The organism is Paenibacillus sp. N3/727, assembly GCF_022637315.1.
Classification (GTDB): domain Bacteria; phylum Bacillota; class Bacilli; order Paenibacillales; family Paenibacillaceae; genus Paenibacillus_AQ; species Paenibacillus_AQ uliginis.
Genome location: NZ_CP093336.1, coordinates 4431611 through 4444821 on the forward strand (window position 1 = coordinate 4431611; position 13211 = coordinate 4444821).

The following is a 13211-nucleotide window of genomic DNA, read 5'->3' on the forward strand; positions in this document are numbered from 1 at the left end:
TTCGATGTTTACTTTTGTGATTTACGGGAAGTAGCGCTGTTTTCCCGCTTGATATTTTTCTGATTGGTCAATCGCGGACGGGTAAGCAACAGGCTGTGAGGAAACCGGAAGAGCGCATCCTTGTTGTCACTGGGAATCAAAGGTGCAAGTGGCGCCATATAAGGCACGCCAAAGGTTCGCAAGCTGCAAAGATGCAGGACAAGAGCGATGCAACCTACGAAAATGCCGTACAATCCGAAGGAAGCGGCAAGTCCCATGAAAGGAAAACGCATCATCCGAAAAGCGATGGACATGTTGTAGGCAGGCAGCACAAAGCTTGATATGGCTGTGATTGAGACGACAATGACCATGGCGGCGGAGATAATTCCGGCCTCAACGGCCGCTTGCCCGATAACCAGCGTGCCTACAATGGAGACGGCTGCTCCAATGTACTTCGGCATGCGGACGCCAGCTTCACGCAGAATCTCAAAGGTAACCTCCATCATGAGCGCCTCGATGAAGGCGGGAAAAGGAACGTTTTCCCGCTGCGCTGCGAGCCCGATCAGCAAACTAGTCGGCAACATTTCCTGGTGAAATGTGGTAATGGCGATATAGAGTGATGGAGCCAGCAAGGCGATAAAGGCCCCACCATAACGAAGCAAGCGGACAAAACTGCTGATATCTGCCCGTTGATAGTAATCTTCCGCAGCATTCATGAAGGAGACAAACGGCGCTGGGACCATAAGCACAAACGGAGTACCATCGACCAGGATCGCCACTTTTCCTTCTAAAAGCTCAGCTGCAATGACATCAGGCCGCTCGGAGTTATACACAGTCGGGAAGGGAGTCATCGTTTCGTCCTGAATCAATTCCTCGATATATCCGCTCTCCAGAATGGAGTCTATGTCGATGCGGTCAAGCCGGGCATGAACTTCTTCTACGATTTTGTCGTTCGCTATGCCTTTGATATACATAATGCCTATATCCGTTTGAGTGACTCGGCCGATTTGTTTGGATTCCAGCCACAGACGTGGGTCCTTGATTTTACGCCGGATCAAGGCTGTATTGGTACGCAGGACTTCCGAGAAGCCTTCACGCGGACCTCGGACCACGTTCTCCACGGCAGGTTCACCAACACCGCGATCTCTCCACCCTCGCGCACTCGCTGCTATTCCCTTCGACTCGCCATCGATGAGAATAATTGCATCTCCGGATAGCAGCGAGTGATATAAGGCTTCAAAGTTCGAAAGATCACGGATGTCGCCAAAAGTCAGGGCTTCATCTTTTAAAGTCTGAAAAATATCTGATGAGGAATCAGACTCCCGATCAATGGGATCGGAATCATCTCCTTCTTCTTTTTGCATTAATGATTCCATAATATAGTCGTTTACGACTTTTCCTTCTGCCAGCCCGTCGGTAAACAAGATTGCAACGGTTCGGCCGCCAGCGGGCGCGTATGGAATTTTCCTTATAATGAGATCGGTGCTATTGCCAAGGGTCTCTTGAATTTTCTGAAGGTTTTGCTCCACGCTCTTGCTGAGCACGTCGGCAGGAGGATCCGTCTGAACCTCGCTATTTATGGCAAGGGATTTTTTGATCTTATGAGGGCTTCTTTTCCGAAAAATCATGATGTTCTTCCTCTCGCGGTCATCTTTACCCCCATTATTACCTTAGTGGCTTTTGATAAACCCCAGAAACAGAGGAATAGGAAATTCATTTTCCCTCATTCCGGTTCAGCCGAGCAATTTGTATGTAGTTTCAAAAACATTATTTGTGGTATAAAAAAAATGCCCCGCAGCCGATTGCTCGGCATACGAGACACAAAGTATGAGAATCCCTTAGTAGGAGATGAACCACTATTCAACGGTTCAGCCGATTAGGCTGAATCCCAGGTCTTAAACAGCCTCTTGCTGTTCAACCTTCGGTTCGGCCGCCATCTTTTTAGACAGATAGACGGCAACCAATATCGCGGTAATCCCGCCAACGAGTTTCCCAACAATCATCGGGAAAATCATCTCTTTGGCTACCCCTGCTGTAAAGCCGAGGTGATCACCGAACACAAATGCGGCGGACACGGCAAAGGCCACATTGATGACCTTACCCCGAGCGTCCATGTCTTTCATCATGCCAAACATCGGGATAACGTTGGCGAGTGTAGCTACCAAACCCGCTGCTGCAATCTCATTCATGCCGAGCAGCTTGCCCAGCTTCATCAACGGTTTATTAAACACCTTCGTAATAACAAATACCATAGCAAAGGCACCAGCCAGCACAATGGCAATGTCGCCGACAATTTGGATACCTTCCTCAAGTGGAGCCATACCAGGAATAATCGTGATATCCGTCAGCTGTTGTGTAATACCAACAGCAAGTCCCAGTGTTGCAACGATAACAATAAACTGTCCAAAGATAGTGAAACCTTTGATCATGCCTTGCGGGAATTTCCACAAGCCAAGCACGATGAGCACCGCGAACAGGATGATTGGCACCAGATTAGATAAAATCATTCCGATGGAGAATCCTGCCACAAGACCCCCGATCAAGCATCCAAGAGGAATCGTGACAATACCAGCCAACACACCGGTGGCCATAAATTTATGGTCTTCCTTTTTGATGATGCCAAGCGCAACCGGAATAATAAATACAATTGTTGGTCCCAGCATGGCGCCCAAAATTGTACCGGCAAACAAGCCTGCCTCCGGAGTCTGCGCTAACTCAACTGCCAGTGAAAACCCGCCCATGTCATTAGCTAACAACGTGGTCGCGAACATCGCGGGATCAGCTCCTAGCGCGCTATACAAAGGAACGACAACTGGGCTTAACAGCTTAGCCAATACCGGAGACAGGGAGATGATCCCTACCATTGCCAGCGTGAGCGAACCCATGGCCATAATCCCTTCATCGAATTGGTGGCCCAACCCGAATTTGTACCCGATTGCCTTATCAATGGCACCGAGAATCATGAAAATAACCATGCCGTAAATGATGATTTCATTTATTTCCACGAACGTGCTCCTCCATTCTTACTATCAGAAATGTTGTTTGATTTCCTCGGACGGGGAACGCAGCACGGTATTGTGAATAATCCGTTTCTGATCTATGGAGGAGACAAACACCTTCATCCCCTGCTCGACGTCGCTGACACTTCCCGTGAACACAGCGAGAAACTTGCCGCCAATCGCCATGCCGAGATTCATTTTTTTCACGCGGATATCGCATTGCTTCAAAGCTTCATTTAACGCATAAATTCCGGAAGAAACCGTCGATGTCTCCACGATTCCGATGGTGTCCACAGACTGGGAAGAATAACGTCGCTTCAAGCCCTCTATGATGTCAGGATGAACGCCATGCAGTACAAAATCGGTTATTCGGAATTCACCTGCCGCCACCTTGGCTGTATCCATCGCTTCTTGCACGTCTGCCGTATCGCCGCTCATGATAATGAGGAACTTTCCCGGGCAAATCGGCTTTAAATGATGTATGTTGACAGGAGAAGTCTTCAGCATGTGATCTGCCGTCTCGTATCCTTTACTTATGCTGCGCAGCTCAACAACACCAATTGCACTACTCATGGGCTACCTCGATGGAATCGACGATGCCCACAATAACTGCGTCAACAGGTACGTCCGAATTGGCGAACGATGTTCGGGCAGCGCTTCCAGTCGTCACGAGTACGGTGTCCCCGATGCCTGCTCCCGCGTTATCCGCAGCAACGAAATAGTCGCGCTCTACGGGTGCATCATTATACGATAACGGCTTGACCACTAGGAAGGTCAGACCGTTCAGCTTATTGTCTTTGCGGGTAGCCCATAGACTGCCCATAACTTGTCCCATGATCATAGGTTCACCTCACCGTTATCTTCTGTGTACCTGCATCTGCTGCATACGCAAATAATCCTGAGCGAGCGGCGTAATAATACTGTGCCGATCGATCACAATCTCTTTCCAGTTTTGGTTTTGGAGACGATACTTTTTCAGTTCGGCTTCGGTAATGACTTTGCGGGTCAACACTTCCGGCTGTAGGAGCACTTCAGCATGTTCAATAGCGGGAGACGATTGCTGAATATCCTCCGATCGCCCATCTTGCTGACAAGCCATCAGCAGCCCCGACTCTTTGACCATCTGAATGCCGTAGCTGCTCAGTTTGTCTACGAATCCGTCATACTGTTTGTACAATAAGACAGGTGCTGTTGACTTGTATTTCCGGTAAAGCAGACCCTCTTCCAGAGCGATAACCTGTCTTCCTTTCAACAGCATGGTCAGCACGAACCGTTCACGCTGGCCCGCGCTTATGCCGTTGCCAAGATTGGACAGCAACTGAAGGCACAGCTTCGGAATGATCAGTACATCGCAATCTCTGAGTGTCTCGTCGTAATATCGCACCTCATAGTGTTGATTCAGCATGCTCTCCAATTCCGGTACCGGTTCCGAAGCCAGCAGAACCGCTTGCTTCTTGAGTATGGGTACAGTCGCTTTGTCCGACTGAGCCTGTTCCAGCCTCTTGATAACTTCAGACGTAACTGCTTCAATAATCGCAGCCCGATCCAGAGCTTCTATGTTCATTTTTTCACACCCCTAAACCTAGATGCTCTATTTCAAAATTTTTCCCTTAGTACCCTTCATAAAGCCACATGCGTTAGCCTCGTCATAATCGATATGCATGTATGTTTCATAGTTAGGGCTGACACGAACCAGCACGTCGTCGAAAATAAGCGGGCGCTTGCCGTTTACCTTCACTTGCACGATTTCGCCGTTCGTAACGTTTAATTTCTCCGCATCCTCTGCTTTGACATGAATATGCCGCTGAGCTGCAATTAAACCACAATCCAGACGAATCACATTTCTGCCTGAAGCGATGACGATACCTGGCGTTCCTTCCAGCTTGCCGCTTTCTTTCACAGGAACGGGTACTCCAAGCACAACAGCATCCGTAAGGGACACTTCAACTTGTGATTCTTTACGTTCCGGTCCAAGCACAACAACATTATGCAGCGAACCTTTTGGCCCAATTAGCGTAACGCGCTCTTTGCAAGCATATTGTCCCGGTTGGGAAAGATCCTTCGCTTTGGTCAATTGATATCCTTCACCGAACAAGGAATCAATGTCCTTACGGCTCAAATGTACATGCTTACCGGATGCTTCAACCTCGAAGCAAGTTTCTTCCTGCACCCGCTTGATTACTTCATTTACGATGCTCTCTACCAGTTGATTATCCACCATTCTCACCTCATGAATTGTACTGTCCTACACGGATTCGGAACATGATAATCCAGAATAATGAAGACAATCGGTTCAGCGTCCGAATGATATCTTCACGCTCTGCTTCTCCATGTTCCTTCTTAAAGGCTTGATAAGCCAACAATTCCGTTTCCCTCGTCAATGTGCGCAACGCATTTATAACAACAACCGCTTCGCCCATTTCATAGCTGGGTTGAAAATGTTCCAATCCAAAATACTTCTTGGGAAAATGAGACTGCTCGCGCAATTCCTTATGCGTCATCCCAAGCAAGTGAAATTCCTCTATACTTTCGCTTAACACTTCACACCGTACGATTCGCCGTACGAATTGCAGTATTTCTTCCAAATCTTCAACCAGCTTCGTCATATTCAGCTTGAAACAGCTAATTTGTGCTTCTAATAGTTTGGTTTCTAATGAGTCCAGCTTGCCGCGGAATAATATCCGAGGATGATCTTTAAATACAAGCATATTTCCATACAGATGCGTCATATGCTCTGGCTTCGTTTCTAAAAATCCGCCATATAGCGTTCGAAACCTCTTTTTTCCTTCGGTTTGTGGTTCAGTGTCCAAGTTCTTAGTAATTTGAAGCTTGATTTCTTTCTTGGGCGCCGGGATATCCACCGCAGTAGTTGGAGACTTCACATAACGAAGCTCAATCTGATGATCGGTCAAAAAGCTTTTGGCCGATGGTGTCAAAATCGTCCCTGCCGCTGTTTCAAATACGGCAACATCTTTCAAATTCTGATTTCGAAAGTGCTTGCGCAATTCGCTTTCCGTAATCACAGCCATATTCTCACATCCTTATACACGCGGTTGTTTCATCCGCTGGCGATGGGGTTCATGTTGACAGGTGGAGCACAGGGTGCGGTAGTAGGCCGCACCCTGTATCCATCCTAGTCTTTTAGGCTTGTTTTACGAATCAGCAATTATTCTGCGATTTTAGTCTTAGGCAGAATTGCATCTACTTCTGTGTGTGGTCTTGGAATTACGTGTACGGACAGCAATTCGCCAACACGCTCTGCTGCTGCTGCGCCTGCATCTGTAGCTGCTTTAACAGCGCCTACGTCACCACGAACCATTACTGTTACGAGACCTGCACCGATTTGCTCCTTGCCGATCAATGTAACGTTTGCTGCTTTAACCATTGCGTCTGCTGCTTCGATTGCTCCTACCAAACCTTTTGTTTCCACCATTCCCAATGCGTTTGCGTTTGCCATGATAAAATTCCTCCTAATAAATTGTTTTGTTTATGTTAAATTTTTGAATCAACGTTAGTTGGTATTGCCTCTGTACTTACATTTTTTCGAGAATACGATTTACGATCATGTTGATTAACTGTTCTTTATCACCAAGATCGATGTTTGCCGCTTCGGGCTGACCCGCCAAGTCTTCCATTTCCATAAGCCCATATGCCACTCTGCGGATGTTGAGCAGATTGAACGGGTTGATGTTGTCGGATGTCGAGCTTCCACCAACTGCACCGCATCCTAGCGTAAGCGCCGGTGCGAGTGCTGTCGTTGCACCGATGCCGCCAAGCGTACCCGGCGTATTTACGAGCAAGCGGGATACCGGCTTCTTCAGAGCGAACTCCCGAACGATGTCTTCATTTTCAGAGTGAATAACCATCGTATGTCCGGCACCTTCACCATTCAGAATCTCGATGCAGCGCTCGCATGCCGCTTCCCAGCTGTCTTCAGTGTAGAAGGCCAGAATTGGGGCCAGCTTCTCGCGTGAATATGGAACCTTTGCTCCGACACGAGTTTCTTCAGCAATCAGCACACGCGTACCCGCTGGGATATTCAGGTTCGCCAGCTTGGCGATGTGCTCTACGCTGCGGCCCACAATTTGCGGGTTCATCGTGCCGTTGGCACGCATGATGAATTTACCGAGCTGAGCTGCTTCTTCTTCAGTAAGGAAATAAGCTCCTTGCTTTTTGAATTCAGCAACAACTGCTTCCTTGCTGCATGCTTCAACTACAACCGATTGCTCCGATGCGCAAATCGTGCCGTTGTCAAACGTTTTGGAATCCATAATGCGTTTAACGGCAAGCGGAATGTTTGCACTCTTTTCGATAAAGGCTGGACCGTTACCCGGACCAACGCCGATCGCTGGTGTACCGGATGAATAAGCCGCTTTGACCATCGCCGTTCCGCCGGTAGCCAGAATCAAGGCAACATCGTTGTGCTTCATCAATTGATCGGTTCCTTGAATCGTCGGAACTGTCATGACTCCGATAGCACCCTCTGGGCATCCAGCTTGGACAGCTGCTTCACTGATGATCTTCACCGTTTCCAAAATGCTCTTGAGCGCATTCGGATGCGGGGAGAACACGATACTGTTCCCGGCCTTGAGCGCAATGAGCGCCTTATAGATAACAGTCGATGTTGGATTGGTGGACGGAATCAAGCCAGCAATAACGCCGACAGGTACAGCAACCTCCATCACCTTATGCACTTTGTCTTCCTTGAGTACTCCGACCGTCTTCATATCCTTGATCGATTCATACACATGCTTCGAAGCAAATGTATTTTTGATGATTTTGTCCTGCCAGCGGCCAAAGCCCGTTTCCTCATTGGCCATCTTTGCCAGCTTCTCGCTATGTTTATAGCCAGCATCGGCGACAGCTTTGACGATTGCGTCGATCTGTTCTTGCGTCATGTCGGCCAATTGGGCTTGTGCCTCCTTGGCCTTCTTGATTAGATCTCGGACTTCTTGAATGGATCTTAGGTCTTTATCCAATGTTTCCATCAATACTCCTTCTCTCTGTTACATTTTTACGAACTGGCTTTTTTCTTGTTCTTGGTTCGCTTCGCTGCCGGTGCTGGCTTCACATGCGAATTGTTGCTATTATTCTGGTTTTTCTGTGCACCGGTTGGCTTCTCCACAGTTGCTGCTATGTTGACTGCAGGCACGGCGTCCGTCTGGTCGGAAGCCGGCTTGACTTCCTCAGCTCCCTTGATCGCAGCATCGGATACCAGTTCCGCCGTATCAGCTTGTGAATCCTCTGCAACGACAGGTTCCTTCGACTCAGCAGCCTGCTCCACCTTAGCCTTCGTGGCCTCAACGGCCTTTTTTGCCTCAGTTTCCACGTTTGCCCCAGCCTTATCCGATTCTACAGCTTCGGAGGTTGCAGATACTTCTTCACCAATCGAACTCCCTGCGTGATCTCCAGCAGAGACTTTGGCAGTGTCTTCTTGATGTTCTTGTCTTCCGTCTGTGTCAACTGGATTCGCAACCATAGCGGCCGTTTCTTCATGCAATCGTGCAATCACATGCCTTGTTACCAGCACATCCAGTTGAGTAGCCGCCTCTGCTCCCGCTTCCACGGCAGCTTGCACAGCACCGACGTCACCGCTCAGCTTGACCGTCACCAATCCGCCCTTGATAATCTCCACGCCGATGCAAGTAACGCTTGCCGACTTCAAGGCAGCATCAGCTGCAGCGACTGCTCCCAGATACCCTCTTACTTCAACCAACCCTAACGCGCTATGTCTCATTTGCCGCTACCCTTAATAACTCGTCGGGTTATCTGCGACGAATTGGACAGCATCTGCAAATGCATCACATGCTGCCTTGCAGGCCGACTGGCTGCCTGTCAATAGTGCGCCACCGAAGTTGGTTTCGGAAGGTGGGCCGTAGAAGGCTGCAATCGACACATCGGCGGCCTTCAGCGCTGCATCGAGCGCGTACATCGCTTCCAGAGGAGGAGCGATCAGATACGCCAGTGACTCGCCTTCTTTGATGCCCGCGGTCTGGGACAAATACGTGCCAGTACGTGAAACGCAATGAGCGAAATAAGTAATGCTATCATCCTCATTGGCACTAACAAAATGAGCGCCACTCTCGATAAAATCAACAACAGCATTCAAGCCGCTGCGAACTTCTTCCGGACTTGGTCCAGCCAAAATCCCGATCACTTCGCCCGCCAGCTTGGTTGAAGCATTAGCCGATCCGGCATAGAAGCTTTTTGCATAGACGACATCTACTACTGCTGATTTTGTCGCTTCATCTAATGCCGCATAAGTGACATCGTCGATGTCAGCGGTAATGATCCCCAAGCTTTTATGGTACGGCTTCAGCTCCAGCTTGCTTGCCATATCCTGACTTACGTTGGAAATGAGCTTTATGCCGAGCACCTGTGCATGAATCGGTTCGTTTCTCATACGAGCGCCTCCTTGCCTTCCCTATAATTTCAAATCAATGCCTGATGCTTTGCGGTCAATCATCGTCTTGATCAGTTCTGCAATATGCGCGCCCGCTTCCACCGCAGGTGTTCCGCCTGAGTGAATGTTGGAGATAACCGTGCGTCTCGCTTCAGGCATACCCACAGTCGGTTTATATGCGATATAAGCACTCATGGATTCTGCTGTTACGAGTCCAGGACGTTCTCCAACTAACAAGCACACTACATCCGCTTCAGTTACATCGCCAATTACATCCATCGAAGGAACACGGCAATGCTTAACGAACAATATATTGCCTACCTCAAAGCCATACATTTTGAGCCCTTGCGCAATGGCTGGCACAATGTCGCGCAGATTGGCTTCAATCGCAGCTGAACTTAAGCCGTCTCCAACCATAATCTGCACTTTGGCCTGCTTGGTCGTATGCTGCTTGATATGCTCGATGGTATCTGCAGAGAACTGACGGCCCAAGTCCGGACGTGTAATGTATTCATCTTTGTCCCGGCACTTTGTTTCCACCGGCACAAGGTTCATTTCCTTTACGAACTCCTCAGACACATAGGAGAACACAGCATCTTGAGCAGCGGCATGGTCGGCACGGAATCGAAGCGACGTAATCGTCTTGTAACGCGGGCCTGCACGCCACACTCCAAGACGGGCTGGCGTCTTTTCCTTCATTTTCATGTACCCTTCGCGATCCGCTGGTTCAGGAACGAGCAGCAACTTGCGAAGGTCAATCTCCGTAATGTCATCCAAACATTCGCCATCGTCAGTTTGCTCTTCTGCTGGCATGTTTGCCTGCACAAGCCCGCCTACGTTCGGCTTCGTTTCCTCTGTTTGCACCACAGGAGCTTCAGTTTGCAAAGGTTCTACTGCTACTGCTTCCTGCTCCGACTTGTTTCCTACCATTTCGTTCAAAATCGATTCAATCATCGATTTCAGATCCTTTTCGTTCATGAAAGCTTCCTCCTTCCCTTACTTGAGAAACACTGACGCGTCCCCAGCTCTTTTAGTCAGCTTGCCATTTTCGATGAAGCCCATTTTTTCCATCCACTGTTCAAACTCCCGGATTGGACGCAAGCCGAGTAATTCACGCAGCGTCGCGGTCTCGTGATATCCGGTTGTCTGATAGTTGAGCATGACATCGTCCCCATGCGGGATACCCATGAAGAAATTGCAGCCTGCTGTGGACAGTAGAACCGCCAAGTTTTCCAAGTCGTTTTGATCAGCCTTCATATGGTTCGTGTAGCAAGCGTCGCAGCCCATGGAAATGCCCGACAGCTTACCCATGAAGTGATCTTCCAGTCCAGCGCGAATAACTTGCTTCGCATCGTACAAATATTCAGGACCGATGAACCCAACCACGGTATTAACAAGGAATGGGTTATATTTCTTCGCAAAGCCATAGCAGCGTGCTTCCATCGTCACTTGGTCAATCCCGTGATGGGCTTCGGAAGACAGCTCCGAACCTTGACCTGTTTCGAAATACATTACATTGGGACCGGCCACCTGACCGTGTTGCAGCACAAGCTGCTGTGCTTCCTCGATTGTAGCTGCATTAAAGCCGAACGCTGCATTACCTTTTTCCGAGCCTGCAATCGATTGGAAGATGAGGCCTGTTGGCGCGCCTCGCTTAACGGCTTCCATCTGAGTGGTAACGTGGGCCAGCACGCAAGTTTGCGTCGGAATCTCCCACTTCTGCCGGAACTCTTCGAACCGCTTCAGGACGCGTGTCACGCTCTCCACAGAATCATCCACCGGGTTAAGCCCTAATACCGCGTCCCCGATACCAAAGGTCAAACCTTCCATCAAGGAGGCCATGATTCCATCGGGATCGTCGGTCGGGTGATTCGGCTGCAACCGTGCTGACAAGGTGCCCGAACGGCCAATCGTCGTATTGGCGCTCGCCGTAATTCGGATCTTCTTCGCCCCGTACATCAGGTCAAGGTTGGACATAATCTTGGCGACTGCTGCCACCATCTCAGCCGTAAGCCCACGGGACACACGCTTGATGTCGGCTTCGGTTGTGTTCTCGTTCAAAATCCACTCCCGCAGCTCCTCCACTGTCCAGTTCTGAATTTCGCTATAAATGAGTTCATTCACCTGATCCTGAATAATGCGGGTAACCTCATCCACCTCATAAGGTACCGCTGGATTGTTGCGCAAGTCCTTCAATGTAATTTGGGACAGTACCACCTTGGCGGCCACTCGCTCTTCTGATGAAGTAGCCCCAAGTCCAGCCAGCATATCCCCTGATTTTTCCTCGTTTGCTTTCGCCATAACTTCCATCAGCGTATTGAATTGATAGACTCGGCCAAATAGTTTAGTTTTTAAAATCACAAAAGCTCCTCCTTTCAAATACAACTCAATTAGTGAAACACAAGCGTTTTAATGACGACGGGCAATACTTTGCCGTTCGCAATCGGCTTGCCGATGTCGATATAGTCGCCATTGTCAACTTGAACGCTGTCGATGCAGACGACATCCTTCTTATAATCAAGTAAGCCATACAGACTCTGCCCCAGCACCTTCGCCATATCGTGATGGACAATCACAATGAGAGGGTACTCTAGCTGCAGCAGTTCTGACATTCCTTTGTACAATCCTTGGGCATATTTCTGCACCTCTTGGAAGCTTGGACTGTTCTTCCCTTCCAGCGCAATGGCGACCCGCTGGAGATCATTGTTCAGCTTGAACCAATTCAGCTTGTCGGCAATGGCTTGCGCCAGCACATCACTGCTTCCCGACTCATCCATCACAGCAAGTTTCAGAATCGGAATATTCTTGATCGGAAAGCTCTCTTCCGTATAGGTGATCGTGCTTCCGCTGATCTCGGTCGTGTGGGAACCGGCCCCTACGACGGTAGCCCGAATGGTCTCGGCTGAACGCGCTACTGTCATCTGCTGCGTCAACGGAGAAGCGGCAATTGCTCTTCCAAGCAATATCCCGATATCTCCATACTGGAACACATCGCCCGACGCTTCCTGATAAATGTAGTCGGCCACCCCTCCGGAGAAGGAAATACATGGAATCGACCGATTCAGCTTCAGCCCTTTGTTCGTGACGATAGTATCGTAGAAGTCACTTGGCGGCAGGAGGCCGACACTTTCTTCGAGCAGCTTCACCATCTCGGCGATAATCGGTTCCAGATCAACCGGGGTTACCCGCTGCCCCAAAGCCAATTTCAATCCCCGTCGCTCTGCGAGCTTCTTGATCTTTGGTGCTATATAGGTGATTTCATGTGTTCCCTGGTCAACCTTGATCAGGCGGCCTCCGATGTCTAGACATCCCGTGTCCAGCAACTCGCCGTTAGCGAACAGCGCCAGATTGCTCGTACCGCCGCCAATGTCGATATTAACAATGGAGGTGGAATGCTCTTTGGAGTACGTATGGGCACCCGCTCCTTTAGCGGCAATAATGCTTTCCAGATCCGGACCCGCGGTAGCGACCACAAAGTCTCCGGCAAAGCCGCTTAACGACAGCAGCACTTCATTCGCGTTTTCCTTGCGAGCGGTCTCGCCAGTAATAATGACGGCACCTGTCTGAATCTCATCCTTTATGATGCCTGCCTTCTCGTACTGTTCCTGCACAAAGGTCTGGATCTGCTGCATATCGATCCGATTATCTTCAAGCACGGGCGTGAAACAAATATCGCTGCGATAGACCACTTCTTTATCCGTAATGACCAAGCGTGGCACCGAAAAAGAGGATGCCATGTTCTGAATATGGAGCTTCGACAACACGAGTTGGGTTGTAGATGTCCCCATATCGATGCCAACACTTAGCAATTGCTCGTTCACTTCTCTCAC

Annotated in this window: 14 protein-coding genes; all 14 read right to left on the minus strand. The window is 49.3% G+C overall.

The genetic code is table 11. The annotated features are described in order from the left end of the window. Positions 1-8: 8 nt before the first annotated feature. The 14 genes from MNQ98_RS20435 to eutA all read right to left on the minus strand — a co-directional run bounded on the left by MNQ98_RS20435 (position 9) and on the right by eutA (position 13202). On the minus strand, positions 9-1607 hold the full coding sequence (locus MNQ98_RS20435; RefSeq protein WP_241929885.1) for a spore germination protein: 1599 nt from the start codon (positions 1605-1607) through the stop codon (positions 9-11). Positions 1608-1874: 267 nt separating this feature from the next. Then, on the minus strand, positions 1875-2984 hold the full coding sequence (gene eutH / locus MNQ98_RS20440) for an ethanolamine utilization protein EutH (protein ID WP_241929886.1): 1110 nt from the start codon (positions 2982-2984) through the stop codon (positions 1875-1877). 24 nt (positions 2985-3008) lie between these two features. Then, a complete protein-coding gene (locus tag MNQ98_RS20445; RefSeq protein WP_208918715.1) occupies positions 3009-3551 on the minus strand; it encodes a BMC domain-containing protein in 543 nt (180 codons plus the stop codon). Further along, a complete protein-coding gene (locus MNQ98_RS20450; RefSeq protein WP_241929887.1) occupies positions 3544-3819 on the minus strand; it encodes a EutN/CcmL family microcompartment protein in 276 nt (91 codons plus the stop codon). Before MNQ98_RS20450 ends, MNQ98_RS20445 begins: the two co-directional genes overlap by 8 nt. Positions 3820-3834: 15 nt before the next feature. Continuing rightward, on the minus strand, positions 3835-4542 hold the full coding sequence (locus tag MNQ98_RS20455; RefSeq protein ID WP_241929888.1) for an ethanolamine utilization protein: 708 nt from the start codon (positions 4540-4542) through the stop codon (positions 3835-3837). A 27-nt stretch (positions 4543-4569) separates the two neighbouring features. Continuing rightward, entirely contained in the window at positions 4570-5196 is a 627-nt protein-coding gene (eutD, locus tag MNQ98_RS20460; RefSeq protein WP_241933990.1) for an ethanolamine utilization phosphate acetyltransferase EutD, read from the minus strand. A gap of 10 nt (positions 5197-5206) precedes the next feature. Further along, the gene (locus MNQ98_RS20465) at positions 5207-6007 is read right to left on the minus strand and encodes a cobalamin adenosyltransferase (protein ID WP_241929889.1); all 801 of its coding nucleotides are present in this window, start codon (positions 6005-6007) and stop codon (positions 5207-5209) included. Between the two features lie 137 nt (positions 6008-6144). Continuing rightward, the gene (pduA, locus tag MNQ98_RS20470) at positions 6145-6435 is read right to left on the minus strand and encodes a propanediol utilization microcompartment protein PduA (protein WP_106766209.1); all 291 of its coding nucleotides are present in this window, start codon (positions 6433-6435) and stop codon (positions 6145-6147) included. Positions 6436-6511: 76 nt separating this feature from the next. Next, the gene (locus tag MNQ98_RS20475) at positions 6512-7966 is read right to left on the minus strand and encodes an acetaldehyde dehydrogenase (acetylating) (protein ID WP_241929890.1); all 1455 of its coding nucleotides are present in this window, start codon (positions 7964-7966) and stop codon (positions 6512-6514) included. Between the two features lie 26 nt (positions 7967-7992). Next, the gene (locus MNQ98_RS29655) at positions 7993-8715 is read right to left on the minus strand and encodes a BMC domain-containing protein (RefSeq protein WP_277883676.1); all 723 of its coding nucleotides are present in this window, start codon (positions 8713-8715) and stop codon (positions 7993-7995) included. A gap of 12 nt (positions 8716-8727) precedes the next feature. After that, a complete protein-coding gene (gene eutL, locus MNQ98_RS20485) occupies positions 8728-9381 on the minus strand; it encodes an ethanolamine utilization microcompartment protein EutL (RefSeq protein ID WP_241929891.1) in 654 nt (217 codons plus the stop codon). 21 nt (positions 9382-9402) lie between these two features. Continuing rightward, the gene (eutC, locus tag MNQ98_RS20490; protein WP_241929892.1) at positions 9403-10359 is read right to left on the minus strand and encodes an ethanolamine ammonia-lyase subunit EutC; all 957 of its coding nucleotides are present in this window, start codon (positions 10357-10359) and stop codon (positions 9403-9405) included. A gap of 18 nt (positions 10360-10377) precedes the next feature. After that, positions 10378-11742: an ethanolamine ammonia-lyase subunit EutB gene (locus MNQ98_RS20495; RefSeq protein WP_241929893.1), complete on the minus strand. Its 1365-nt coding sequence runs from the start codon at positions 11740-11742 to the stop codon at positions 10378-10380. Positions 11743-11771: 29 nt separating this feature from the next. Further along, positions 11772-13202 carry an ethanolamine ammonia-lyase reactivating factor EutA gene (gene eutA / locus MNQ98_RS20500; protein ID WP_241929894.1) on the minus strand — a complete coding sequence of 477 codons (1431 nt, stop codon included), beginning with the start codon at positions 13200-13202 and terminating at the stop codon, positions 11772-11774. Positions 13203-13211 lie beyond the last annotated feature (9 nt).